At 61.2% G+C, this 26,453-nt stretch carries 21 protein-coding genes and 1 riboswitch; of the genes, 5 read left to right on the top strand and 16 right to left on the bottom strand.

Annotated elements, in window-relative coordinates; translation table 11 throughout:
• Positions 1-183: 183 nt before the first annotated feature.
• On the top strand, positions 184-1,944 hold the full coding sequence (locus EPZ47_RS02630) for a molecular chaperone (RefSeq protein WP_135843411.1): 1,761 nt from the start codon (positions 184-186) through the stop codon (positions 1,942-1,944).
• 109 nt (positions 1,945-2,053) lie between these two features.
• Here the strand turns inward: EPZ47_RS02630 and serB are convergent, their stop codons facing one another.
• Positions 2,054-3,268 carry a phosphoserine phosphatase SerB gene (gene serB / locus EPZ47_RS02625; RefSeq protein WP_135843410.1) on the bottom strand — a complete coding sequence of 405 codons (1,215 nt, stop codon included), beginning with the start codon at positions 3,266-3,268 and terminating at the stop codon, positions 2,054-2,056.
• Positions 3,269-3,401: 133 nt separating this feature from the next.
• On the opposite strand from serB, the gene EPZ47_RS02620 reads away from it, so the two are divergent.
• A complete protein-coding gene (locus EPZ47_RS02620) occupies positions 3,402-4,916 on the top strand; it encodes an AhpA/YtjB family protein (protein WP_135843409.1) in 1,515 nt (504 codons plus the stop codon).
• A gap of 205 nt (positions 4,917-5,121) precedes the next feature.
• On the opposite strand, the gene EPZ47_RS02615 is transcribed toward EPZ47_RS02620, so the two are convergent.
• From EPZ47_RS02615 to EPZ47_RS02580, 8 genes are all read right to left on the bottom strand, one after another.
• Entirely contained in the window at positions 5,122-5,529 is a 408-nt protein-coding gene (locus tag EPZ47_RS02615) for a DUF3224 domain-containing protein (protein WP_135843408.1), read from the bottom strand.
• A gap of 150 nt (positions 5,530-5,679) precedes the next feature.
• Positions 5,680-6,384, bottom strand: coding sequence for a PqiC family protein (locus EPZ47_RS02610; protein ID WP_135843407.1), 705 nt, complete (start codon positions 6,382-6,384; stop codon positions 5,680-5,682).
• A gap of 178 nt (positions 6,385-6,562) precedes the next feature.
• Positions 6,563-8,827, bottom strand: coding sequence for a DNA topoisomerase IV subunit A (gene parC / locus EPZ47_RS02605; RefSeq protein ID WP_135843406.1), 2,265 nt, complete (start codon positions 8,825-8,827; stop codon positions 6,563-6,565).
• Between the two features lie 10 nt (positions 8,828-8,837).
• Positions 8,838-9,359 carry a retropepsin-like aspartic protease family protein gene (locus tag EPZ47_RS02600; protein ID WP_135843405.1) on the bottom strand — a complete coding sequence of 174 codons (522 nt, stop codon included), beginning with the start codon at positions 9,357-9,359 and terminating at the stop codon, positions 8,838-8,840.
• Positions 9,356-10,342, bottom strand: coding sequence for an esterase-like activity of phytase family protein (locus EPZ47_RS02595; RefSeq protein ID WP_135843404.1), 987 nt, complete (start codon positions 10,340-10,342; stop codon positions 9,356-9,358). The genes EPZ47_RS02600 and EPZ47_RS02595 overlap by 4 nt, the downstream gene beginning before the upstream one ends.
• A complete protein-coding gene (gene parE / locus EPZ47_RS02590) occupies positions 10,342-12,246 on the bottom strand; it encodes a DNA topoisomerase IV subunit B (protein WP_135843403.1) in 1,905 nt (634 codons plus the stop codon). The genes EPZ47_RS02595 and parE overlap by 1 nt, the downstream gene beginning before the upstream one ends.
• 42 nt (positions 12,247-12,288) lie before the next feature.
• Positions 12,289-12,897: a YqiA/YcfP family alpha/beta fold hydrolase gene (locus tag EPZ47_RS02585; RefSeq protein ID WP_135843402.1), complete on the bottom strand. Its 609-nt coding sequence runs from the start codon at positions 12,895-12,897 to the stop codon at positions 12,289-12,291.
• A 618-nt stretch (positions 12,898-13,515) separates the two neighbouring features.
• Positions 13,516-13,872 (bottom strand): DUF6124 family protein, encoded by a 357-nt coding sequence (locus EPZ47_RS02580; RefSeq protein WP_135843401.1) that lies wholly within the window; start codon positions 13,870-13,872, stop codon positions 13,516-13,518.
• Positions 13,873-14,425: 553 nt separating this feature from the next.
• Between EPZ47_RS02580 and EPZ47_RS02570 the strand changes: the two genes are divergently transcribed.
• Positions 14,426-15,727, top strand: a complete 1,302-nt coding sequence (locus EPZ47_RS02570; protein WP_135847938.1) for an IS4 family transposase — start codon at positions 14,426-14,428, stop codon at positions 15,725-15,727.
• Positions 15,728-15,878: 151 nt separating this feature from the next.
• Here EPZ47_RS02570 and cpdA read toward each other — a convergent pair whose 3' ends face one another.
• The 3 genes from cpdA to EPZ47_RS02550 all read right to left on the bottom strand — a co-directional run bounded on the left by cpdA (position 15,879) and on the right by EPZ47_RS02550 (position 17,878).
• The gene (cpdA, locus tag EPZ47_RS02560; protein WP_135843399.1) at positions 15,879-16,694 is read right to left on the bottom strand and encodes a 3',5'-cyclic-AMP phosphodiesterase; all 816 of its coding nucleotides are present in this window, start codon (positions 16,692-16,694) and stop codon (positions 15,879-15,881) included.
• A gap of 123 nt (positions 16,695-16,817) precedes the next feature.
• Positions 16,818-17,270 (bottom strand): DUF1249 domain-containing protein, encoded by a 453-nt coding sequence (locus tag EPZ47_RS02555; protein ID WP_003186471.1) that lies wholly within the window; start codon positions 17,268-17,270, stop codon positions 16,818-16,820.
• Positions 17,261-17,878 (bottom strand): NUDIX domain-containing protein, encoded by a 618-nt coding sequence (locus EPZ47_RS02550; protein WP_134922612.1) that lies wholly within the window; start codon positions 17,876-17,878, stop codon positions 17,261-17,263. The genes EPZ47_RS02555 and EPZ47_RS02550 overlap by 10 nt, the downstream gene beginning before the upstream one ends.
• 215 nt (positions 17,879-18,093) lie before the next feature.
• Between EPZ47_RS02550 and EPZ47_RS02545 the strand changes: the two genes are divergently transcribed.
• Positions 18,094-18,840 carry a DUF3298 domain-containing protein gene (locus tag EPZ47_RS02545; RefSeq protein WP_135843398.1) on the top strand — a complete coding sequence of 249 codons (747 nt, stop codon included), beginning with the start codon at positions 18,094-18,096 and terminating at the stop codon, positions 18,838-18,840.
• Here EPZ47_RS02545 and cytX read toward each other — a convergent pair.
• Entirely contained in the window at positions 18,809-20,101 is a 1,293-nt protein-coding gene (gene cytX, locus EPZ47_RS02540; RefSeq protein WP_135843397.1) for a putative hydroxymethylpyrimidine transporter CytX, read from the bottom strand. The genes EPZ47_RS02545 and cytX overlap by 32 nt on opposite strands.
• Before the next feature lie 171 nt (positions 20,102-20,272).
• Entirely contained in the window at positions 20,273-22,162 is a 1,890-nt protein-coding gene (gene thiC, locus EPZ47_RS02535; RefSeq protein ID WP_135843396.1) for a phosphomethylpyrimidine synthase ThiC, read from the bottom strand.
• Between the two features lie 175 nt (positions 22,163-22,337).
• Positions 22,338-22,443: riboswitch (TPP riboswitch) on the bottom strand.
• A 154-nt stretch (positions 22,444-22,597) separates the two neighbouring features.
• Between thiC and EPZ47_RS02530 the strand changes: the two genes are divergently transcribed.
• Positions 22,598-24,037 (top strand): TolC family outer membrane protein, encoded by a 1,440-nt coding sequence (locus EPZ47_RS02530; protein WP_135843395.1) that lies wholly within the window; start codon positions 22,598-22,600, stop codon positions 24,035-24,037.
• A gap of 132 nt (positions 24,038-24,169) precedes the next feature.
• Here the strand turns inward: EPZ47_RS02530 and waaA are convergent, their stop codons facing one another.
• Both waaA and EPZ47_RS02520 read right to left on the bottom strand, forming a co-directional pair.
• Positions 24,170-25,444: a lipid IV(A) 3-deoxy-D-manno-octulosonic acid transferase gene (waaA, locus tag EPZ47_RS02525; protein ID WP_135843394.1), complete on the bottom strand. Its 1,275-nt coding sequence runs from the start codon at positions 25,442-25,444 to the stop codon at positions 24,170-24,172.
• 22 nt (positions 25,445-25,466) lie between these two features.
• Positions 25,467-26,357 (bottom strand): LysR family transcriptional regulator, encoded by an 891-nt coding sequence (locus EPZ47_RS02520; RefSeq protein ID WP_135843393.1) that lies wholly within the window; start codon positions 26,355-26,357, stop codon positions 25,467-25,469.
• Between the last annotated feature and the right edge of the window lie 96 nt (positions 26,358-26,453).

The following is a 26,453-nucleotide window of genomic DNA, read 5'->3' as shown; positions in this document are numbered from 1 at the left end:
AAATGTGGGAGCGAGCTTGCTCGCGATAGCGATTCTTCAGTCACCTTGATATCGACTGGTCCGACGCCATCGCGAGCAAGCTCGCTCCCACAGGGTATCCAGCATAGATAGCGCACTTCTTTTGACTACAACTGCTAGAGTTGGAAACATCCCTTTCATTTCCCGCCGGAGCCCGTCCACGGCATGAATGAGACCAGCCCTCTCCAGTTATTGCGCGTCCTGGCCCCGACGCAATCACGCCTGTCGTTCTGCGACGCCACGCCACGCGACCTCAAGCGCTGGATCGCCAACCTGCCCAAGGCCAACATCGGCGAAACCGCCCGCTTGCTGTATCAGGCCCTCGGCGAACTCAACCAGTTGCTCACGCCCAGCGATAATCGCCTGCAGTTGCTCGAATTGCTGCGACCCGAGGTGTATTACGTCTGCAAGCACCTGGAGCGGCACTTCCTGCAACAGGCCATCATGCTGGATGATCGCTCACGCAAGATCGTCAACCTGTGCCAGGCCCTGCAAACCCAACTGGCAATGGGCTACAAACAGATCGTGGCGCGCATCGCCCCGAAGTACACCAAGGACCAGGCCCGCCTGCTGAGCACCGCGCTGCAACGGGCGATGCATGCCCTCGACGGCACGCTGCTGCGTGTTACCCAGTTGTACAGTCCTGTGCCCGAAGGACTGTGGCTCGATTTGCATCAGTTGTACCGGATCGCCTGCCAGCACCGGTTGCAGCACCTCAACGTAAGCGATGAACTGGCTAGCCAGGTGCAACAGTTGAATGCCGAGCAAACCTATGTGGTCGCCCTGCTGCTGGACGCCTCACGCAGCAATCAACTGCGCCAGGGCCAGATCGCACGGCTGGCCGAGGTACTGGAGTCCTGGAGCCAGTGGGTCAAGCTCGATCCGACCGCCGTCACCGCCAGCCTGTTCGCCGTCGCGCCGGAACTGGATGTCGGGCCGCGCTATCGCTCCAAGTTCAGGGCCGAGCAGCAGCCGACTTTGCAGGGGTTTGATCCACAACCACTGGTACGCGCGATTGCCGGCCATCTGGAACAACCCGCCGACCACACCCTGCCAGTCCCGGGCGGCATGAGCGCCGACACTTTGCATCACCTGCAAGCCGCCTGGGGCGAAGCCGCTGAACGCAGCTTTCAGCGTACCGAGGGCAATGGCACGCTCACGTTGTGCGTGGGCATGAGTGCGCTGCACTACTACCTCGGCGGCGAGCGCTCTTTCAGCGAGATCCTGAAAAACCCCAGCACGCGCAAGGCGCGCTTCGAGGCCTCGCCAACCAAGGCCAACGACACCTGGAAACAAGCCTTCGACGCCGCCCCGGCCGGCGACAGCGACCTGCTGCCCTATGAAGAAATCGAGTATCCGGTCAACCCGGCCGATGACGATGGCACCAGTTCCGACAACCAGCACCACTTCCCCACCTACGACCTGCCGATCATCAACCACAGCCCCGGCGGTTACTGCCTTGGCTGGCCAAAAGAGGTGCCGGAGCAGCTACAGGCCGGGGAAATGGTCGGCATTCGGGACACCAGCGATCAAGCCTGGAGCATCGCGGTGGTGCGCTGGATCCGCCAGGTGCGCAACGGCGCCATGCAAATGGGCATCGAACTGGTCGCGCCCCATGCCCAGCCTTGCGGACTGCAACTGGTGCGCGAAGAAAATGAGCACGGCCACTACCTGCGAGGGCTGTTGCTTCCCGAGATCAGCGCCATTGACCTGCCTGCCACCATGATCGCCCCGCGCCTGCCTTTTCAGGAGGGCCAGCACGTGCTGATCAATACCAATGGCCAGGAACGCCGGGCGGGGCTGGACCGACGGGTCACCAGCACCCACAGCTTCAACCAGTTTGCTTATCACCAGGAGGATTCAGGCGAGACCGGTGATGGCAACGACGCTGAGGGAGATTTTGATTCGTTGTGGAAGTCGCTGTAGGAGCTGCCGAGCGAAGCGAGGCTGCGATCTTTCCAAGAACAATTGAGTCTCAAGCGAAAGATCAAAAAATCGCAGCCTTCGGCAACTCCTACACAGGTAAGCGTCGGGCTTAAAGCTGCCCATCCCGATCCCTGAAGCCCAGCAGATACAACACCCCATCCAACCCCAGGGTTGAAATCGCCTGCCTGGCCGACTGTTTTACCAGCGGCTTGGCCCGGAACGCCACGCCCAAGCCGGCGATCGCCAGCATTGGCAGGTCGTTGGCGCCGTCGCCCACAGCGATGGTCTGCTCCAGGCGCAGGCCTTCCTTCTCGGCCAGCTCACGCAGCAGGTCCGCCTTGCGCTGGGCATCGACGATGGGCTCGACGGCCACGCCGGTCACCTTGCCATCCACCACTTCCAGTTCGTTGGCGAATACGTAGTCGATGCCGAGCTTGGCCTGCAGCTGCTTGGCGAAGTAGGTGAAGCCGCCAGACAGGATCGCCGTCTTGTAGCCCAGGCGCTTGAGTTCCGCGAACAGAGTCTCGGCACCTTCGGTCAGGCGCAGGGAGGCGCCGATGGCGTCCAGCACGTTGACGTCCAGACCTTTGAGCAGCGCCAGGCGCTCCTTGAAGCTGGCGCGAAAATCCAGCTCGCCGGCCATGGCACGCTCGGTAATGGCCGACACCTGGTCACCGACGCCGGCCGCCTTGGCCAACTCGTCGATGACTTCGGCTTCGATCAGCGTCGAATCCATGTCGAATACCGCCAGGCGGCGGTTACGACGGAACAGCGAGTCTTCCTGGAATGCGATGTCGACATTCAGCTCCTGGGCCACGCTCAGGAACTCGGCACGCAACGCCTGGGGATCGGCCGGTTCACCGCGCACAGAGAACTCGATGCAGCCCTTGCCCTTGTCGTCCGGGGTATCCAGCGGCATGCGCCCGGACAAACGGTCGATGTGATCGATGTTCAGGTCATATTTGGCGGTGATCGAACTGACGCGCTGCAACTGCTCGGCGGTGACCTTGCGAGTCAACAGGGTAACGATGTGGCGCTTCTTGCCCTGACCGGCCACCCATTGCTGGTAGTCGGCTTCGGAGACCGGGGTGAAACGCACCTGCTGGTCGAGTTTGTACGCGGTGAACAGGATGTCTTTAAGCACCGACTTGCTCTGTTCGGCGTCCGGGATTTCAACCAGGATGCCGAACGACAGCGTGTCATGAATCACCGCCTGACCGATGTCGAGAATGTTCACACCACCCTGGGCCAGAACGCCGGTAATGGCCGCAGTCAGACCCGGACGGTCGCTGCCAGTGATGTTTATCAGGACGATTTCGCGCAAGGCGCACCCCCGCAGGTGGAAAAAAACCGCATTCTACCCACATTCAGTGACCATCGGGCACCGCCAGTGCTTTGCCGGTCATGGGGCTGTCGCTATACTGCGCGTCAATTTCACGGACAAAGAGCCGAGCTCAGTGAACCGGCCCACGCCAGTCAAAACCGACAATTTCTTCCTGCTGATCTTCCGCGCACTGCGCCACCGTCGCGTGCCGATTGCATTGCGCATTGCCAGCCATAACGTGATTCTGGTCGCCCTGGCCCTGGTCATCTATGCCTGCGTGATGGGTCTGCAGTTCAAGCAGGCCATGCATGAGCAGGCCGATGCGCTGGGTGAGAGCCTGACCACCCAGACCGCAACCTCTGCCACCGAGCTGCTGGTGTCCAACGACATCCTCAGTCTCAACGTGCTGCTCAACAACCTGACCAAGAACAAACTGGTGGCCCATGCTGCCATCTACAGCGTGGACAACCGCATCCTCGCCGAGGCCGGCCAGCGTCCCAAGCCTGGCCTGCTGGGCGAATCCGGCGGCATGTACCAGAGCAAGATCACCTTCCAGGACGTGACCGCCGGGCAACTGCGCATCAGCCTGGACATGGATCAGTTCCAGCAACCGATGACCATCAGCCTGCAAAGCATGGGCATCCTCAGCGCGATACTGCTGGCGCTGGCCTTGGCCTTGAGCCTGCGCCTGGGCCGACACATCTCCACGCCGCTGCTGCAATTGCGCGTCTGGCTGCGGGACATCGACGAACACACCCCGGCCACCCAGCGCCAGGACGAAATCGGCGACCTGGCCCGGCAACTGCACGCCAGTTTCGCGCCGGAGCCTGAACCCGTGCCGGAGCCTGAGGACATCGATTACGTTGACGACGATGCCGAGCCAGGTTTCGAAGTGCGCAACCTGCGCGACCCGGGCTTCGACGAAAGCCAGCCGATGCCAGCCGCCAAGGCGGCTCCACGCCACGTGGTACGCACCGTTGAAGACGATGAAGACGACGACGCCTTTGCCGACCTGCGGGACGAATCGGTCGCTGGCACGCCGCAACCCGTCGCCCGGCCTGTCGCCTCGAACCAGCCACAGCACAGTGCCGTGCTGGCCGTGCAATTGGGCGCCCAGGAACAACTGCGCCGCCTGCCCCAGGCACGCCTGAAGGAGCTACTCGAACGCTACCGTGACTGCCTCGACCAGGCTGCGTCGCTTTATCAGGGCGAAGTGCACACCTTGAACGACGGCAGCACGCTGATGCTGTTCCACACCGAGGACAGCGGTGACGACTACCTGACCAACGCCATTTGCTGCGGTGAGTTACTGCGGGCCCTGGGTCACCAATTGCAGATCGAGGTCGCCGACAGCGGAATCACCCTGCAATTGCAACTGGGCCTGACCCTGGGTGATGGGCTGTTCGGCCTGAGCCAGATCGACCTGTTGCTGACCGAAACCGCCCAGGACGCCCTGGCCCTGTCGCAACACAGTCGCAACCTGCTGCTGGTGGAGCGCAAGATCAATGACAATGCGCTGATCCGCCAACGCGCACGCATTCGCCCCATCGCCAGCCCGGAAGGCGCGTGCTGCGTGGAGCGCCTGATGGAGCCTTACCCATCGATGCTGGAACGGCAACTGGCACGGATGCATGAACGCCAGGCCTGAGCCTCAGCACTTGAAATGACGAAGCCCGCAGATGAGTGATTGTCTGCGGGCTTTTTTGTTGCTGTCATTGGCCTCTTCGCGAGCAAGCCCGCACACATTGGATCAGTGACGTGCACAGATCACTTGTGGGAACGGGCTTGCTCGCAAAGGCGTCAGGACAGACAGCACAAATCCAGACTACAGATTCGCGCCCATCCAACACATCCTAGCGATCAGACTCAAACGAATACTCAAATGACACCTGTGCCGGCTCGCCATGGCCAGCCACGTAGCTGCCATTACCACTCAGATTGACCAACTCCCCGCTGCCGGCGCCTTCCACGACACTCCAGGTACTGCGCGCCTTGCCTTCGGAAAATGATCCCGAATGCCGGGCCACAAATGTTCCGCGCTTACCGGCCACCACCGCACAAATGCGCTCAAAACCCACGAAGCACGCGGTGCCGTCAGCGCTATAGGACATCAGGTATTCGACGCTACTGGTTCCCTCGATGGCACCGGAATAGGACTGCGTGATGTTGGCATGGGAAAGTTTTGGAGCGTCCTCAAGAATTTGCGACGGCTTCTCATCCCAACCGGTTATCTGAAAGGTGCAACTGACGGTCGTTTTCATAGGGGTTTAACTCTTCCTTGTCGTTCTGTGGGAGGCCCGATTCGCCGGGCACTCATCTTGCCTGACGTCCACCAGGAATAAGAGCCCTTGCACCCCAGAAACAACAAAGCCCGCGTCAACGCGGGCTTTGTTTTGCATCCAGTCCTGGCGTCAGAACCTGAACACTTCCATGTCCGTGCGAATAGGCAAGGCCATGGGAATCTTATCCTTTTCCTTTTCTACCGGCTTGGCCGGGGCAGGAGCGGGCTTGCGTGGAACTTCTGCGATAGGAGGCTGGTTGGCCAACGGCTTGAGCGATACGGACAACTGCTCAGCCAGGCGCTGCAGAAGCACACCTTGAGCCTGGACCTGCGCCGCGGTCGTGCCAGCATGTTGCTCTTGCAGATGAATGATGCGGTTCTCGCGAACCTTGCCGCGACGGTCGATCAACCGCCATTGCGCATCGAGCACCGCCGGTTGCGATTTGCCCGAGTCCAGACGGGTAATCGACAGCAACACCTGGACATCCGGTGTGAAGCCTTGGGTGGCCGGCGCCAATACGACGCGCTGGCTGTCCAGATGCCCGGCGACCTGACGCAACAGCAACTGGTCGATGTCCGAGGACAGACTACCGGCCCAGCGGCCATCAGTGGCGGCCTGCAGGCTGCCATCCGATTGACGCTGCAATAAGGTTTCGCGTTGCAGGTAGTCGGCGATCAGCACCGGCCCCAGCAATACCGCCATGCCTGCACTTTGCGCAGGCTGGGCCGGAGTTCCGCTGTCGAGTTGATACAGCGACACCGGTTGATTAACGCTGCAACCCGCCAGGCCAAGCAGGCCAGCGAGCCACAAAATAGGAAGGCGCAGAGCAGTCATCGTCCCGTCCAGGTGGCGGCCACAAGGCTTACCACAGTGAAAAATACTCGGTCATTATGAAGAACGCTCGGCCACGCCGGCGCTTGAAAGGGCCTATCATCCGTGAATATGCTTCCCGACTCCAGCGCGAAAGCATCGGCCTGCGGCTTTTAATCGCAGACCGAGCGCTCTAGGACGCTTAATTCAGGTTTTCGACGAGCAGTGCATCGACCCGCTGAAACCCTCTTGGAAGCTTGTTGCCCCGCCGACCGCGTTCACCTTTGTAATGTTCAAGATCGTCTGCCTTCAATGAAAGCGTACGCTTGCCAGCCTGTAGCACAAGCGTGGCACCTTCCGGTAACACTGCAATATCCGTGACATATTCCTCGCGGCTTGCCACCCGTTCGCCGGAAATCCCGATAATCTTGTTGCCTTTGCCTTTACCCAACTGTGGCAAGTCGCTGATTTTGAAGACCAGCAGCCTGCCCTCCGTCGTCACCGAAGCCAGCCAGTTGCTTTCCCGATCCGCAACAGGCCGCGGCGCAATCACCTTGGCGTTGTTCGGCAGGCTCAACAACGCCTTGCCCGCCTTGTTCTTGGCTTGCAGATCCTCGCCCTTGACCACGAAGCCGTAACCCGCGTCCGATGCAATAACGTACAGCCCATCATCATCAGGCATCAGCACGCATTCAAAAGTTGCACCCGGTGGCGGAGTTAATCGACCCGTCAATGGTTCGCCCTGACCGCGAGCCGATGGCAGGGTGTGCGCCGGCACCGAATAACTGCGGCCGGTGGAGTCGACAAACACCGCAAACTGGTTGGAACGCCCGGCCGCCAAGGCCTTGAAACCGTCCCCGGCCTTGTAGGAAAGCCCCGTAGCGTCGATGTCGTGGCCCTTGGCGGAACGCACCCAGCCTTTTTCCGACAGCACGACGGTGACTTTCTCGTTCGGCAGCAGATCGTGCTCGGTCAGCGCCTTGGCTTCGGCACGCTCGACGATGGGCGAGCGACGGTCATCGCCATAGGTTTCGGCGTCCTTGATCAGCTCGGTGCGTACCAGCTTCTTGAGCTTGGCTTCACTGCCCAGCAAGGCTTGCAGCTTGGCTTGCTCCTTGAGCAGTTCATCCTGTTCGGCGCGCAACTTCATCTCTTCCAACCGCGCCAATTGCCGCAGGCGAGTGTCGAGGATGTAGTCGGCCTGGATTTCGCTCAGGGCAAAGCGCGCGATCAGGCTGGTCTTGGGGTGCTCCTCGGTGCGGATGATGTGGATCACTTCATCGAGGTTGAGGTAGGCAATCAGCAAACCGTCCAACAGGTGCAAGCGGCGCTCGACCTTGTCCAGACGGAATTGCAGGCGCCGGCGCACGGTCTTCACCCGGAACTCCAGCCACTCCACCAGCAACGCCCGCAGGTTTTTCAACTGCGGCTTGCCGTCCAGGCCAATGATGTTGATGTTGACCCGATAGCTGGACTCCAGGTCGGTACTGGCGAAGAGGTGTTGCATCAGCGCGTCGTGATCGACCCGGCTGTTGACTGGGATGATCACGATGCGGCACGGGTTTTCGTGGTCGGATTCGTCACGAAGATCGGCCACTTGCGGCGCTTTCGACGGTTTTGCCTGCATCATCGCGGCAATTTGTTCCAGCACCTTGGCCCCGGAGACTTGATGCGGCAACGATGTGACGATGATGTCGCCGTCTTCGATGTGGTACACGGCGCGCATGCGCACCGAACCGCGGCCGGTCTCGTAGATTTTCAGCAGATCGGCGCGCGGCGTGATGATTTCCGCTTCGGTCGGGTAGTCCGGTCCCTGGATATGCTCGCAGAGTTGCTCGACCGTGGCTTTCGGCTCGTCCAGCAGCCGCACGCACGCCGCGGCCACTTCCCGCAGGTTGTGGGGCGGTACGTCAGTGGCCATGCCCACGGCGATGCCGGTGGTACCATTGAGCAGGATATTCGGCAAACGTGCCGGCAACACCAGGGGTTCATCGAGGGTGCCGTCAAAGTTCGGCCCCCAGTCCGCCGTGCCTTGGCCCAATTCGCTGAGCAGCACTTCGGAATAACGCGACAGCCGCGCCTCGGTGTAACGCATGGCCGCGAACGACTTGGGATCGTCCGGCGCACCCCAGTTGCCCTGCCCGTCCACCAGGGTGTAGCGATAGCTGAACGGCTGGGCCATCAGCACCATGGCTTCATAGCAGGCCGAGTCGCCATGGGGATGGAACTTACCGAGCACATCACCGACGGTCCGTGCCGACTTCTTGTGCTTGGAGTCGGCGTCCAGCCCCAACTCACTCATGGCATAGATGATCCGCCGCTGGACCGGCTTCAATCCGTCGCCGATGTGCGGCAGGGCGCGGTCCATGATCACGTACATGGAGTAATTGAGGTAGGCACTTTCGGTGAAGTCAGCCAGCGATCGGCGCTCTACGCCGTCTAAGCTGTCTGCAAGAATGTCGCTCATGCGGGCCTCATCAGTTCGTTGTCTGGCGCAGCAGCATGGTGCCGTCGCGCTGGGTGAATTCAAGTTTGTTCAGGGCGCTCATGCCCAGCAGCACTTGCGTGCCACCCAGGCCTGGCGCCACCAGGGCACGGACATCGCGCAAGACGATGTCACCCAATTGCAGCCGGTCGATGCGGGTGCGATAGCCCTCGCTCAAACCGTTGGCGGTACTCAACGTCACGCCGAAACCTTTTTCCAACTTGAGGCGCTCGGCCAGCTCCACCGGAATCGCCACGTCGGTGGCGCCCGTGTCGAGCATGAAATCCACCGGCTGGCCGTTGATCTGGCCGCTGGCGACGAAATGCCCCTGCACATTGCCGACCAACTTCACCTCGATAAACCCTTCGCCCCGTTGCGAATACACCTGGGTATTGGGGTTTTGCTGGCGCTGCTCCCACTGGGCAAAAAACCGCGTCGCCAGAAACAGCGCCGCGCACCAGGCCAATATCATCAACACCCGGCCGGCGCGCTTGCCCGGCGGTTGCTGGCTCATGGCGAGGCGCTCCAGCCATCGTCCGGCGCGGCGAAGCGCCAGATGATCGGCCGCGTTTCGCCGTCGGCGCGGGCGCCATCGTTGTTGTCCAGGCCGATCCAGGCACCCTCGGCGTCCACCACCAGCGCTTCGGCCAGCCCGTAGGCCTGGGGATAACGACGGTTGTCCTGCAACGCTTCGGCGGCGAACGACCAGCAGCGCTCCACCTTGGCGGTCTGCGGGTCACGGCGACAGACCTGAAAGGCGTTGCGCTCCAGGGTAAACAGCTTGCCGTTGAACAATGACAGATCGGCGAAATCCCGTGAAACCGCCTTGGGATCAGGGAACTGCACCGGCTGCATTTCCTTCCCCGCTTCACTGAGCAGCACGCAATTGCCATCGCAGTCCCACACCGTTTGCTGACGCTTGATCAGCAACAGGCCACGGCGTTCGCGCTCCGCCGCCAGCCACAACTGATCACCAGCCGGGTTGACCGCCAGGCCTTCGAACAAGGCATTGAAATGCAGCAACATGCCGCTGCCCCGGGCCTGACGGATCAATGTTGGGGCGATTTTCAACCAGGACGCAGGCCCCGACGGCGGTACCTGCAACACCGCGGCATGGGACTCGCTGACCACATAGCGGTTGCCGGCACTGTCACAGCTGATGCCTTCGAAATCCAGCTCACCACCGCGCAAGAACGACGCCGCCCAGGTTCGAGACTTCAAGCCCCAGGGGAAACCACTGTCCGGCACCGCAGGCACCTCGATATCCACCACCTCAGCCTGCCAGACCGGAGCCTCGGACGGCGCGAGACGGTAGATCCGATCATCGTCGCGATCAGACACCGTCCACATTTCGCCGCCACACAGAGCCAGCCCGGACAGGTTGCCGCCACGCAGGCCATCGACGGCATGCTCGGACAGCAACTTCAGCTCCGGTGCAGGACCTGCTGCCACACCCCCTACCCACAACAGTAACGCCAGGGCGAAACCGTTGCGCATCAGGCCAGCACCTCAGCCAGGTCGCCTTTGGATTCCAGCCAGGTCTTACGATCGCCGGCGCGTTTTTTCGCCAGCAGCATGTCCATCATTTCCGACGTGGCTTCGAAATCATCCAGGGTCAACTGCACCAGGCGGCGGGTGTTCGGATCCATGGTGGTTTCGCGCAGTTGCGGCGGGTTCATCTCGCCCAGACCCTTGAATCGGGTGACCTGGGGCTTGCCGCGTTTCTTCTCGGCCACCAGGCGGTCGAGAATGCCGTCACGCTCGGCCTCGTCCAAGGCATAGTAAATCTCCTTGCCCAAGTCGATACGGTACAGCGGCGGCATCGCGACGTAGACGTGACCGGCGTCCACCAACGGGCGGAAATGCTGGACGAACAACGCGCAGAGCAACGTGGCGATGTGCAGGCCGTCGGAGTCGGCGTCGGCGAGGATGCAGATCTTGCCGTAGCGCAACTGGCTCATGTCCTCGGCGCCCGGATCGACGCCGATGGCCACCGCAATGTTGTGCACTTCCTGGCTGGCCAGCACTTCGCTGCCGTCCACTTCCCAGGTGTTGAGGATCTTGCCCCGCAGCGGCAGGATCGCCTGGAACTCTTTATCCCGCGCCTGCTTGGCCGAACCACCGGCGGAGTCACCTTCCACCAAAAACAGCTCGGAACGCATCGGGTCCTGCCCGGCGCAATCGGCGAGCTTGCCCGGCAATGCCGGCCCTTGGGTGATGCGCTTGCGCTCGACCTTTTTACTGGCCTTAAGGCGGCGCCCGGCGTTATTGATCGCCAGCTCCGCCAGGGCCAAACCGGTTTCCGGGTTGGCATTGAGCCACAGGCTGAACGCATCCTTGACCACACCGGAAACAAACGCCGCCGCTTCACGGGACGACAGGCGCTCCTTGGTCTGGCCGGAGAACTGCGGTTCCTGCATCTTCATCGACAGGACAAAGGCGATGCGTTCCCAGACGTCTTCCGGCGCCAGCTTCACGCCACGGGGCAGCAGGTTGCGGAACTCGCAGAACTCGCGCATGGCATCGAGCAAACCCTGGCGCAACCCGTTGACGTGAGTGCCGCCCTGGGCCGTAGGGATCAAGTTGACGTAGCTTTCCTGGACGCTTTCGCCGCCTTCGGGCAGCCACAACAGCGCCCAGTCCACCGCTTCTTTATTACCGGCCAGGCTGCCGCAGAACGGCTCGTCGGGCAGACGTTCGAAACCGTTGACCGCGTCCACCAGATACGAACGCAGGCCATCTTCGTAATGCCACTCGACTTTCTCGCCGGTGGCCTTGTCCTCGAAACTGACCAGCAGCCCCGGGCACAGCACGGCCTTGGCCTTGAGCACATGCTTGAGGCGGCTGACGGAAAACTTCGGCGAATCGAAATATTTCGGGTCCGGGGCGAAATACACGCTGGTCCCGGTGTTGCGCTTGCCGACGGTGCCGATCACTTCCAGCTCAGTGGCCTTGTAGCCATCGGCGAACGTCATCTGGTATTCGTTGCCGTCACGCTTGACCCGTACTCGGACCTGAGTCGACAAGGCGTTGACCACGGAAATACCCACCCCGTGCAAACCGCCGGAGAACTGGTAGTTCTTGTTGGAAAACTTGCCGCCCGCGTGGAGCTTGGTGAGGATCAGCTCGACACCGGACACGCCCTCTTCAGGGTGAATGTCCACCGGCATGCCGCGACCGTCGTCGCTGACTTCCAGCGAATGGTCGGCGTGCAGGATGACCTGCACCGACTTCGCATGCCCGGCCAAGGCTTCGTCGACGCTGTTGTCGATAACTTCCTGGGCGAGGTGGTTCGGCCGACTGGTGTCGGTGTACATGCCGGGACGCTTGCGCACCGGGTCGAGGCCCGAGAGGACTTCGATGGCGTCTGCGTTATAAGAGCTAGCGCTGGGAGTGGCCATGGGGTCTCGTCGTCAGTGTTCAATGAAAAAGGGGCGATGGGCTCACAGCGACGTGAAGTCGATCGCCTGGTACAAATCGGCGCCAATGCCGGCAAAACTCAACAGCGCCGGCAACTGCTGGGCAAACCCTTGAAAACTGTGGTCGCCGCCGGCCTGGATACGCAAGGCACAGGCGCGGTAATACTGCTGGGCGTGGCGATAATCCAGCGTTTCGTCACCGGTTTGCAACCATACCTGAAACCGCTGCGGATCCCGGGGCGCCGGCACTTCCAGTTCGGCCAGGGCCGTGACGTGGTCGTGGGTCAACTCCCAGGTTTCGTCGGTATACAAATTCTTCTGCGTGCCCAGGTAACCGTCAAACATCCGATGGGGGCTGACGGCAGGGTTGACTAGCAAGGCCTTGAGGCCGTGGCGCTCGGCCAAGTGAGTCGCATAGTAGCCGCCGAGCGAGCTGCCGACCAGCAGCGGCCGCCCCAGTTGTGCAATCGCCTGCTCCAGCTGACCGATGGCCTCGCGGGGGTGGTGGTGCAAGGCGGGTACCTGCAATTGGTCGCTCAGGCCCAGGCGTGCCATCACCTCGGTCAACTGGCAGGCTTTGGTCGATGCAGGGGCGCTGTTGAAGCCATGGATATAAAGGATAGAACCCGACATTGCCGACTCCCTGGGTGTTGGGCAAAGGCCGGAGTTTACAGGGAGTTTGTGGGGGTTTGGGGGATTTGACCGTCTTGTTGTCGCCGATAATCAGCTGATCACGGTGCCTGTGGGAGCAAAGCTTGCTCGCGAGGCGGCCTTATAGCCGACCGGGATTTTGTTGATTGAGTACATATCCATTTCTGCGGTAACGGCTACTTATGGTTCCGCCCTTACGGCGGGTCACTTTCGAAAAGCGCGAAAGTAACCAAAGCGCTTCTGCCCCACCACTCGGTGCCTCGCTTAGGCTCGGCATGCCCTCACTCCGGCATTGCTCCGTGGGCCCGCCGCGAAGGGCCATCCATGGCCCAGCGCGGCTATCCCGGCATCCATGCCGGGATGCCCACTACGCAATACCTGCGTTCGGCCAGCGTGGTTAACGGGGCGCCGAGATCAACGTCCACCGCGAGGCGGCCTTAAAGCCGACCTGATTTTATTGGGATCGCGTTTATCCTGTGGGAGCGGGCTTGCTCGCGATGGCGGTGGACCAGCTTGCGCTGTCTTCGCGAGCAAGCCCCCACAGTTGGATTGAAGTACAGCCGGAGATAAGTGCTCTCACCATAATGCTCCCGCTCGCCGTTAGCGCGGATCGACGATATCCAACGCCCGATTCGCCAACAACTCACTGAGCTCGATCATCTGCTGGACTCCCAGGGCGAAATGCCGACGCAAGCCTTCCAGGTCGAAGGTCAGGTCGCCGAGCATAGCGTTGGCGGAGGCCAGGGTTTCGCTGAGGTTGGCTAGGAGGGTTTCGGTGTCTGCGCTCTCCGCGACGGAGAACAATTGGCTTGAGGGTTGTTTCTTCTTGGGTTGGGGCTTGGGGTCGAGATAATGGTCGATGGCACGCTTGGCGGCTTCATCAAGCATTGGGGGAATCTGGCTGGCTTCGGGAGAAATGGAATCTTTTTTTGTTGGCCCAGAGTTACTTTCAGACATGTTGAGCGCTCCATTAGGATTGAAATAACGCCCCCTACTTTCGGGTTTCCAGACCCGGCCGCTGAGTTTTCAGCGACGGAAAAAGGTTAGCGACAGCCCTTCCCACCCGGCAACCGCCAGAGCTCGTCGGAAAAATCTAATGCAGCCCGGAGGGGTGTCCGACCATTCCCACAAACCCTGGTCGGCTGTCAGGCCGCCTCGTGGTGGGGTGGACGTTGATCTCAGCGCCCCGTTAACCACGATGGCCGAACGCAGGCATTGTGGAGTAGGCATCCCGGCATGGATGCCGGGATAGCCGCGCTGGGCCATGGATGGCCCTTCGCGGCGGGCCCACGGAACAATGCCGGAGTGAGGGCATGCCGAGCCTAGGCGAGGCACCGAGTGGTGGGGCAGGAGCGCTTTGGTTACTTTCGCGCTTTTCGAAAGTGACCCGCCGTAAGGGCCACCCCTTTCAAGGTCTTAGGTAAAATCCCCTGAAGTTTCTATCAGGGATACCAGAACGATGTGGGCCGATGTTCTAGCGCGTTTCGAGAAAAAAGCACCTGCCAGCGTTATGGCCAAATTGGCGCTGGAGCACGCTATTGCCCCTGAGTGGGTCGATCAGGTCTTCGAAGAACATCGGCAACGGCAGTATTCTCGTGAGCTACTGTTCTCGACCATCATCAAGCTGATGTCCCTTGTTTCATTGGGTTTGAAGCCATCCCTGCACGCCGCGGCGCGGCAACTGGAAGATCTTCCTGTCAGCCTGGCGGCCCTCTACGACAAGATCAGTCGTACCGAGCCAGCTTTGTTGCGCGCCCTGGTCACGGGCTGTGCGCAGCGCCTGGCTCCAACCATCAAGGAGTTGGGTTGCACGACGATGTTGCCGGGTTGGCAGGTTCGGGTGGTGGACGGTAATCACTTGGCATCCACTGAGAAACGACTGGGGGCTTTACGCCACGAGCGCGGCGCCGCTCGGCCCGGGTTTTCGGTGGTTGTCTACGACCCCGACCTGGATCAAGTCATCGACCTGCAGGCATGTGAAGATGCCTACGCAAGCGAGCGTGTTTGTGTGCTGCCTCTCTTGGCCGATGCCGAGCCGGGCCAGGTGTGGCTGGCTGATCGACTCTATTGCACGCTCCCGGTCATGGAGGCTTGCGAACAGGTCAAAACCTCCTTTGTCATTCGTCAACAAGCCAAGCATCCGCGCTTGATTCAAGAGGGTCATTGGCAAGAACCCGTGCCTGTGGGCGCGGGCACTGTGCGTGAGCAGATCATTCAGGTCAGAGGCGGTTATCAGTGTCGGCGTGTCGAACTGACGCTTCATTCGCCAACAGACTCGGGTGACAGCAGCTTGATGTTCTGGAGCAACCTGCCTGAAAGCGTCAGCGCGCAGCAGATCGCGGAACTCTATCGCCGCCGCTGGAGCATTGAAGGCATGTTCCAGCGACTGGAAACAATCCTGGAAAGTGAAATCGAAACCCTTGGTAGCCCAAAGGCTGCATTGCTCGGGTTCACTACTGCGGTGTTGGCCTACAACGTCCTGGCCGTACTCAAACGAAGCGTCGAGCAAGCTCATCAGGCTTCCCAGCCTGCCGGCTGGGAAGCCTCAACCTATCACTTGGCGGTTCAGGTCCGGAGTGGTTATGAAGGCCTGCAAATTGCGCTGCCCTCGGAATGTTTTCCCGTCATACCTCTGGAAAAACTGGCCCAGCGCTTGTTGGAACTGGCCAGAAACATCCAACCAAAACAAGTTGCGAAAAATCCCCGGGGCCCCAAGGTGCCTAAACCCAAAACATGGGTGCAAGGCACTGCGGTGCATGCACATGTTTCAACGGACCGGGTAATCAAGGCCGCCAAAACGAAAAGACCTTGAAAGGGATGGCCGTAAGGGCGGAACCATAAGCGGCCGTTACCGCAGAAATGGATATGTACTCAGTCAAGCCGCCATCGCGAGCAAGCTCGCTCCCACAGTTTGATCGCAATACAACCGGGAGAAGCAGGCCGGCTGTAAGGCCGCCTCGTCCTCAGTAACCGTTGGACTCATAGTCCGGGGTAAACGCAAACCCAACCACCCGCTCAACCCCCGTCTCCAACCGCCCATCCGGCCAAAGCCGCAACCACCGATACCCCGGCGCCTGCGAGCCCACCGCAAAATCCTCACTCCCAGGCTCAAACTGAATACAGGTCGAAGGCGAAGCCAACAAACGAACCCCCTCCCGCACCCGATCAACCTCCTGATGCACATGCCCCCACAGCACAGCACGCACCTGAGGAAACCGATCCAACACCGCAAACAGTGCCTCAGGATTACGCAACCCAATCGGCTCCATCCACGCACACCCAATCGAAACAGGATGATGATGCAGGCACACCAAATGATGCCGCTGCGGCGCCTCACTCAAGGCATTGGCCAACAGAATCAACTGCTCCTCGGCCAAAAAACCCGGCACCGATCCGGGCACGGCGGAGTCGAGCATCGTCACCCGCCAATTGCCAATGTCCACCACCGGATCGAGCAACGTACTCTTGACCGCAGCCTTGAGCATCACCTGCGGCTCGTCATGGTTACCCGGAATCCAGCGCGCCGGAGCATCGATTCGCCCACTCAACTGCCGAAACGCTTCATAGGATTCCAGCGTCCCGTCCTGGGACAAATCCCCAGTGGCAAGCATCAAGTCGATGTTGGGTTGCTGCTTGAGCACCAGGTCAATGACCGCCCCCAGGCTGTCACGGGTGTTCATACCCAACAACGAAGCGTCGGCCTCGGCGAACAGATGACTGTCGGACAGTTGGACCAGCAACGCCGCATCGGCGGTGGTCAAAGTGGATACGCTCGGCAAATCGCTCTCTCCCAGGCGCACTCGCGCCATTGGATGAAGCCGCAATTATGCTGGGGAAGATCGAAAGGGGAAACCCGCGAACCGGAACCGGTTCACAACCAGTGTCCAGTATTTGAAAGACAACTACCGAACGACTTCGAACTCGTGACCCAACGCCAGGCAATGACTCAGCCATTCACCCAAAAACAGATTCAACTGGGCCTTTTCGTCCGGCTGGTGCATTGACGCATTGGGATAAGGATAGATGCCGCGAAAGCGTCGTGCATGTTCGGCGCTCACGACTTCGGCCATGCGCGCATCGTGATAGACCTGGACCTCCAGTTGCGGCACCGGCAGCCAGGGCAGGCTGTGTTCCTGGCGCACTTGCAAGGTGGTGGTGTATGGGCAGGTTTGCAGCACCTCGAGGGCCAGCACGCCAAGCATCTGGTCACCGTGGGTCACCGCGATGCGCCGTGGCGCCGGATCGTTGCGCATGTCCGGCAACAAGCGCATCAGGCGGGCGTAGTTGGCCTCACAGGCCGCCTGCAACCCCACCAGATCGACGCGATAGCGATCGCGCAGCTTGTTCAGGACCATAGCCCCCTCACTTCCTCGCGGTTCAAGGCCAGCCATTGCAGGGCGATGATGCTCGGTGCATTGCAGATTTGTCCGTCGCGCACAGCTTGCAGGGCATCCTCGAAGGACCAGACCTTGACGCGGATATCCTCGGCTTCTTCCGCCAGGCCATGCAGCCCGCCCGCCCCCGTGCTGTCGCAACGCCCCAGGTACAAATGGACGAATTCATCACTGCCGCCCGGCGATGGAAAATACTTGGTCATCGGCCAGAGCGCGGCGAAGACAAGCCCAGCTTCCTCCTGCGCTTCGCGATGAGCAACTTCTTCCGGTTGCTCGTCCTTGTCGATCAGGCCGGCCACCAATTCCACCAGCCAAGGGTTGGTCGTCTTGCCTATGGCGCCCACGCGAAACTGCTCGATCAACACCACCTCATCACGCTGCGGGTCGTAGGGCAGCACGCACACCGCGTCATGACGTACGAACAGTTCACGACTGATCTCACGGCTCATGCCACCGGCAAATAATTCGTGGCGCAGGACGAGGCGGTCGAGTTTGTAGAACCCCTGGAAGCAGCTCTCGCGCTTGACGATGTCCACGGTGTTCGGCGTGGCGTTGGTGAAGTCGGTCATGACAATCCTCGTGTGCAGTAGATCAATACGAGGTTCCAACCTCGGCTTCGCGCCATCCTAACGCGCCCGTACCCTTTGATGCAGCCCCTTTCCACTCATCGGGATAGACGGCAGAAGGTGTAAAGAACTCTAATGAGCTTAGTGGCGAACTGATTGCCCTGCTGACAGTCGAAGCGGGTAACTTTTTGCCTTTCCCTGTTTCATGAAGGACGCCCATGTCGCTTTTCAAAACTGCCTCCGTGGCCGCCATTGCCCTGACCCTGGGCGCTTGCCAAAGCCTTTTCCAACCCAACTACCGCGCGCCGCTGGAAACCACCCGCGACGCCTCGGAGCAACTGCAGCCCGGCTGCGCCAGCGCCGACTGCCCATTGGTGAACATTGACACCCTGCGCTTCCCCGCCGAACCGAGCCTGGACGGCATTGTTGAAAAACGCCTGCTGGAGCTGACCCGCTCCACCCCGGGTGCCCCGGTGGCACCGACGCTGGCCGCCTACCGCGAGCAGTTTCTGCGCAGCGCCGCCCCGCGTAACAGCAGTTACTTGCAAGCCAAGGTACGTGAGCAGCATGACGGCTTGGTGATCATCGAATTGTCCAGCTACCTGGACACCGGCGGCGCCCACGGTACGCCGGGGCGCGGTTTCATCAACTATTCGCGCCCACAACACAAGGTGTTGAGCTTGTCGGACATGCTGCTGCCGGGCCAGGAAGAAGCGTTCTGGAAAGCCGCCCAGGTCGCCCACAACAGCTGGCTGATCAGCACCAAGCTGGATCAGGAACCTGACTTCATGAAGCAGTGGGCGTTCCAGAAAACCCCGAACGTGGCGCTGACCTACGGCGGGGTGATCCTCAAGTACGAAGTGAGCACCATCGCGCCGTACGCCCTGGGCCACATCGAACTGAAGATCGCTTACCCGCGCCTCAATGGCATTCTCAGGCCCGAGCTGTTTCCCGGCCGTAGCTGAAGGCCCGGCCCAGCAACAGTTGCAGCAACCCTGCCAGGATCAACGACGGCAGGGTTGCGCCGATGTCCGGGTAGAAATTGGCCAGCAGATGATAAGTGCTCACCCCACCCAGCCAGGCCAGCAGTGCCGGCCAGCGGAACGCGGCTGACAACACCTGGCGGCTGCGTTTGCGCAGGATGAAGTGGTCCACCAGCACCACGCCGAACAGCGGCGCGAACACCGAGCCGATCAGCAACAGGAAGTTCTGGTATTGCGCCAACGGCGCGAAGCAGGCGATCAACGTACAGATGACGCCAATTGCCAAGGCCAGGTGCTCGACTTTCAGCCCCGACAACAGGCCACTGGAGACCGCCGCAGAGTGAATGTCAGCGAAGGCGTTTTCCGACTCGTCCAGCAGAATCAGCAGCAGCGGAATTCCCAAGCCGGCGCCAGCCAGGGCCAGCAGCAGCGCGTTGACTTCACCGCTTGGCGCAAACGCCAGGGTGTAGGCAACGCCCAGGCTCATCAACCAGAAGTTACCGATAAAGAAGCCCAGCGCAGTACCGCCAAACACATTTTTGGCGCGCTTGCCGAAGCGTGAATAGTCGGCGATCAGCGGCAGCCAGGACAGCGGCATGGCAATGGCGATATCGAAACCCACTGCCAGCGGCATCGAGCCGTCCCCCGGCTGGTCCCACAGCGCGGCCAGGTCGGCCTTGGCGAACAGGTTCCAGGTCAGCCAGATGCACGCCGCCAGCAACAGCCAGATGCCCCACTTACGCAGGACCTTGCGCACGAACGTCAGCGGCCCGCTCACTGCGAGCAGGGTCGCCAAGGCGCCGAAGAACAGCGTCCACAGCAGCGGGTTGGAGCCCAGGCTGCCTTCACTGAAGGCTCGGGCGCCGAGCAGGCTGGCGGCATCACGCATGACGATGATTTCGAACGAGCCCCAACCGATCAGTTGCAGCAGGTTCAATACCGCCGGCACGCTCGCGCCCTTGCCGCCGAGGCTGAGCTTGAGGGCGGCCATGGCCGACAGGCCGGTGTCGCTGCCGATCACCCCGACGGCCGCCAACAGCAGGACGCCCACCAACGTGCCGAGGAAAATCGCCAGCAGCGAACCACTCAGGCCCAGGCCCGGCGCCAGCAAGGCGCCGACCTGCAAGACCATCAGGCCGATGCCGAGGGAGAACCACAGGGAAAACAGGTCGCGGGCGCCGAAGACGCGTTTGTCCAGGGGGACAGCGGTGTCGGGGGAATAGGTGCTGGGTTGGATGTTCAAGGGTTGTTATCTCAGAGGGATACTTGTTGTTCCGATGATCGCCTTCGCGAGCAAGCCCGCTCCCACAATGGACCTGCTGTGAACACAACAGCTGCGTACACCAACGATCTACTGTGGGAGCGGGCTTGCTCGCGATGGCGGCAGTGAGATCACCGCCGCCTTCGGCTCACATCACACTTTCTTGTAAAGCTGACTACCTTCCTTCTTGAACCGCTCAGCCTGTTCCGCCAAGCCCTGGGCGACATCGACATCCACCGCTTCAATGCGCTGGTTGGCCGCGTACTCGCGCACTTCCTGGGTGATTTTCATCGAGCAGAACTTCGGCCCGCACATCGAGCAGAAATGCGCGACCTTGGCCGAATCCTTCGGCAGGGTTTCGTCGTGGTACGAGCGGGCGGTGTCCGGATCCAGGCCGAGGTTGAACTGGTCTTCCCAGCGGAACTCGAAACGCGCCTTGCTCAAGGCGTTGTCGCGGATCTGCGCGCCCGGGTGGCCCTTGGCAAGGTCGGCAGCGTGAGCGGCGATCTTGTAGGTGATGATCCCGGTCTTCACGTCATCCTTGTTCGGCAGCCCCAAGTGTTCTTTCGGAGTCACGTAGCAGAGCATCGCGCAACCGAACCAGCCGATCATCGCCGCACCGATACCGGAGGTGATGTGGTCGTAGCCCGGGGCGATGTCGGTGGTCAGCGGGCCGAGGGTGTAGAACGGCGCCTCGTCGCAGCACTCGAGCTGCTTGTCCATGTTTTCCTTGATCAACTGCATCGGCACATGGCCCGGGCCTTCGATCATGCACTGCACATCATGCTTCCAGGCGATCTTGGTCAGCTCGCCCAAGGTTTCCAGCTCACCGAACTGCGCTTCGTCGTTGGCGTCGGCAATCGAGCCCGGACGCAGACCATCGCCCAGCGAGAAGCTGACGTCGTAGGCCTTCATGATTTCGCAGATGTCTTCGAAGTGGGTGTAGAGGAAGTTCTCTTTGTGGTGCGCCAGGCACCACTTGGCCATGATCGAACCGCCACGGCTGACGATGCCGGTGACGCGCTTGGCGGTCATCGGTACGTAGCGCAACAACACACCGGCGTGGATGGTGAAGTAGTCGACGCCCTGCTCGGCCTGTTCGATCAACGTGTCGCGGAACAGCTCCCAGGTCAGGTCTTCGGCCACGCCACCGACTTTTTCCAGGGCCTGGTAGATCGGCACGGTGCCGATCGGCACCGGCGAGTTGCGGATGATCCACTCGCGGGTTTCATGGATGTGCTTGCCGGTGGACAGATCCATGACCGTGTCCGAACCCCAGCGAATGCCCCAGGTCAGTTTCGCCACTTCTTCTTCGATGGACGAACCCAGCGCGCTGTTGCCGATGTTGCCGTTGATCTTCACCAGGAAGTTACGGCCGATGATCATCGGTTCCAGTTCGGTGTGGTTGATGTTGGCCGGGATGATCGCGCGACCACGGGCGATTTCGTCGCGTACGAATTCCGGGGTGATGACTTTCGGCACGCTGGCGCCGAAGCTGTGGCCGGCGTGTTGCTGCTCCAGCAGGCCGGCGGCGCGGGCCACTTCCAGCTTCATGTTTTCGCGGATGGCGACGTATTCCATCTCGGCGGTGATGATGCCTTTGCGCGCGTAGTGCATCTGGCTGACGTTGGCGCCCGACTTGGCGCGACGTGGGTTGTTCACGTGGGCGAAGCGCAGTTTGGTCAGCTCTGGGTCGGCCAGGCGTTCCTGACCGAAGTTGGAACTCAGGCCGGCCAGGCGCTCGGTGTCGCCACGGGCTTCGATCCACGAAGAGCGCACGTCGGCCAGGCCTTTGCGCACGTCGATGATCACGTTCGGGTCGGTGTAGGGGCCCGAAGTGTCATATACCACCACCGGCGCGTTGATTTCGCCGCCGAAGTCGGTGGGGGTCACGTCGAGGCTGACTTCGCGCATGGGCACGCGGATATCCGGGCGGCTGCCCTGGACATAGATTTTTTGCGAGCGGGTAAAGGGTTGAACCGATTGCTCATCGACCTGGGCCGAATCACTGAGGTTGATCGCGTTTTTTGATTTTGTCGTCATCACGGGCTCTCCAGACACACATCCAGGCAGTGGATTTTTGTCGGAGCGAACCTGTAACGAATGGACGCACCCCAGCACGACAGTGCGGATGCTGTGCTTGCTGCTCGAGCATGTTCGAAAATCGAAAGTCGATGGTCGAACAACATCCCGGACGAAGCACAAGAGGACTCGCCGGGTGACGAGAAATCTTGTTCCCTACGCAGGCGCTAACCTGATCAGGTTCAACGGGATCCGAAATTATTCGATCTCAGCCTCATAGCAAGGCACCCCGACAAGAACCCGGCCAGTCTAGACACAACTATCAGAGAACGCCATCGCCAGGGCAAAAGGCGTGATGAATGGCGCAAATACAGGATTGTTGCCGTGCGCCCGCGCAACTACACTCGCTACGCCGCGCCTCTTGTGCGCAATCATTTGAGAAGTAGGGAACGCCTCATGCTGCGCAAACTCTCACTGGCCCTTGCCGTGTCTTGTGCGTCCAATGGAATGGCCTGGGCTGCCGAAGCGCCCTTGACCACCAAAACCGATCTGGTGAGCGTGTATCAGGAAGCGGTGGACAACAACGCCGATCTGGCCGCGGCCCGTGCCCAGTACGGCGTCCAGAAGGAAGTGGTGCCCCAGGCGCGTGCCGGGTTGCTGCCGAACCTCTCGGCCGGTGCCGACCTGAACAACACCCGTACCGAGCTCGACCAGCCGGCGATGACCGCCACCCGCAGTTCCACGGTTTACCAGGCCACGCTGTCCCAGCCAATTTTCCGTGCCGATCGCTGGTTCCAGTTACAGGCTGCCAAGTCAGTCGACGAGCAAGCGTCGCTGCAACTGTCGGCCACTGAACAGAACATGATCCTGCAGAGCGCCGAGAGCTATTTCAACGTGCTGCGCAGCCAGGACAACCTGGCCTCGACCAAGGCCGAGGAAGCGGCGTTCAAGCGCCAACTCGACCAGTCCAACGAGCGCTTCGACGTGGGCCTGTCGGACAAGACCGACGTGCTGCAATCCCAGGCCAGCTACGACACCGCCCGGGCCAATCGAATCCTCGCCCAGCGCCAGGTCGACGACGCCTTTGAAGCCTTGATCACGTTGACCAACCGCCAGTACAACTCGCTCCAGGGTATCGTCCATACCTTGCCGATCCTGCCGCCGGCACCAAACGATGCCAAGGCCTGGGTGGATACGGCAGCCAAGCAGAACCTGAATTTACTGGCCAGCAACTACGCCGTGACCGCCGCCGAGGATACGCTGCGCCAGCGCAAGGCCGGCCATGCGCCGACCCTCGATGCAATCGCCCAATACAAAAAAGGTGATAACGATGGCCTCGGCTTCACCAACCCGAACCCTACCGGCCAACGCTACGGCGGTGATGCCGAGCAACGCACCATTGGCCTGCAACTGAGTATCCCGCTCTACAGCGGCGGGCTAACCAGTTCTCAGGTGCGCGAGTCCTACTCGCAGCTCACCCAGACCGAACAGCAACGCGAAGGCCTGCGTCGGCAGGTGGTGGAAAACACCCGCAACCTGCACCGCGCGGTGAACACCGACGTGGAACAGGTCCAGGCCCGGCGCCAGTCGATCATCTCCAACCAGAGCGCGGTGGAAGCCACGGAAATCGGCTATCAGGTCGGCACCCGCAATATCGTCGATGTGCTCGATGCCCAGCGTCAGCTGTACACCTCGGTGCGCAACTACAACAATGCCCGGTACGACTACATCCTCGACAACCTGCGTCTCAAGCAGGCCGCCGGCACCTTGAGCCCGGCGGACCTGCAGGATCTGTCACGCTATCTCAAGCCCGACTACAACCCGGACAGGGACTTCCTGCCGCCGGACTTGGCCCAGGCGGCAGCGGAGCAGTTGCGCTCGCGGCCGGCGCAGTAACCCCTCGGAGGGAAGCCCTGCCAGCAACATCCTGTGGGAGCAAGGCTTGCCCGCGATGAATACAACTCAGTCTCTCTGGAGCCGGGGCGTTTGCATCGCGAGCAAGCTTTGCTCCCACAGATATTCAGTCGCTCAATCAATCAACCGCCCCAACCCCTCCAGCAACCGCTGCAACGCGCCCTGATTGGTGCGCATCACCTTCAAACCGGCCTCGGCCATGCGCTGGGCATCGCGGGGCAGTTCGAACAGGCGCTGTACCGCCAGGGCCAGACTCTGGGCATCGTCCACTTCCACCAACGCCCCGGCGGCACGCAGTTGCGTGGCGATTTCGAGGAAGTTGAACAGGTGCGGCCCGCTGAGCACCGGTTTCGCCAGCGCCGCCGGCTCCAGCAGGTTGTGCCCGCCATTGGGCACCAGGCTGCCACCGACAAAAGCACTGTCGGCCAAGGCGTAGAGAAACAGCAGTTCGCCCATGGTGTCACCCAGCAACACCGACGCCTGGGCGGTGACGGGTTGTGCGCTGGAGCGCCGGACCGTGGCGAAACCCTCGCTTTGGCACAACTGGTACACCGAGTCGAAACGCTCGGGATGACGCGGGACCAGGATCAGCAACGCATCGGGATAACTGTCGAGCAGCCGACGGTGAGCGGCCAGCACCACTTCGTCTTCACCTTCATGGGTGCTGGCGGCGATCCACACCGGACGCTCCGTCGCCTGCCACTGGCGGCGCAAGGCGCTGGCATTCTCGAGCAGTTGCGGGTCAATGGTCAGGTCGTACTTGATTGAGCCGGTGACCTCGACGGTTTCAGCCCGGGCACCTAGCTGGCGAAAACGCTCGGCCTCAGCTTCGGTCTGGACAGCGAACAGACTCATCTGGGCAAGCATAGGCCGGGTGAGTTTTGGGAAGCGCGCGTAGCCGCGTGCCGAGCGTTCCGATAACCGAGCATTGGCCAGGGCGACAGGAATGCCGCGCTTGGCGCATTGGTGAATATGGTTGGGCCACAGCTCGGTCTCCATGATCACCGCCAGAGAGGGCCGAACCTGATCAAGGAAGCGTTTCGCGGCGCAGGGTAAGTCGTAAGGCAAATAGCAATGCTGGATCCGCGGTTCGTTGGCGAACAAGGCCTGGATCCGCTCCGAACCGGTGGGCGTCATGCAGGTGACGGTGATCGGCAGCTGTGGATAACGTTGCAGCAAGGCGCGGATCATCGGCGCGGCGGCAATGCTCTCGCCCACCGACACCGCATGGACCCAGATGCCTCCCGGCACCATCACCGGCAGGCTCCGGGAAAACCGCTCACCGATGCGCCGGGCATACGCCGGCGCCTTGCGCGCCCGCAGCCACAGCCGAATCGCTACCAGTGGCAGCCCCAGATAAAACAACGCGCTATAGAGAGTTCTGTTCATGGCGGCGGAGTTTATCGGTTTTTCAGCCAATCGCCTGCAACTGCACGGCAAAACGTTCCGCCAGCCAACGCGCGGCCGGGCCCAGGGGTTCGTCGCGACGCCAGACCAGTTCCACCACCAGGGCCGGCGGGGTCCATTCGCTGTTGAGTTCGACCATGTCCCCCAGGTACGCCGGGTATTGCACCACATGCCGTGGCAACCAGGCCCAGCCCAGGCCGCTCCTGAGCCATTCAGCCAAAACGTAGAAGCTGTCGGCGCGCCAGACTTGCGGGCTGGCCTGCTCACTGCCGGGGTAGACGCTGGACTGGGTCGCCATCAACAACTGCCGGTGTCGGGCCATCTCCAGGCAGGTCACATATTCATGGCTCGCCATTGGATGCCCCTTGCCGCAGACCGTGACCATCTCGACACTGCCCAAGACCCGGCGCTCCAACGCCTCGGGGATCTGGTCGTGATAGAACAACAGCCCCAGGTCGGCGCGGCGCTCCACCAGTTTGCGCGCCACATCACCCTGGGCGGCACAGGCCAGTTGCACTTCGAGGGTCGGGAATTGCTCGGCCAGGGCCACCAGGCTGTCGATGACCGGCTGATACGGCATCGCCTCATCCTGGGCCAGGCGCAACAGTGCTTCCTGCCCTCGCATCAAGGCCAGGGCCCGACCATTGAGGCGCTCACACTGGCGCAGCACTTCCCGCGCTTCTTCCAGCAGCGCCTTGCCGGCTTCGGTGAGCTTGGGCTGACGGCCACTGCTGCGTTCAAACAGGTTCACCCCCAGGTCAGCCTCCAGCAACGCTATCGCACTGCTAATAGCCGATTGGGCCTTGCGCTGGTCCCGGGCCACGGCGGAAAACGAACGCTTCTCGGCGACGCCCACAAACAGCCGCAACTGTTCCAGATTCCACTGCACGTTCATGGTTCAACCTATCTCATATACAGATAGGTAATGACTTTACCGCATCTGAGCCATCTCTAAAATGGCGCCATCGAAAGACGCGACATTCAAAGAGGA

Origin of the sequence: Pseudomonas viciae (assembly GCF_004786035.1) — a bacterium.
Classification (GTDB): Bacteria; Pseudomonadota; Gammaproteobacteria; order Pseudomonadales; family Pseudomonadaceae; genus Aquipseudomonas; species Aquipseudomonas viciae.
The sequence above is the reverse complement of the archived record's forward strand: the minus strand, read 5'-3'. Positions and strand labels throughout refer to the sequence as shown.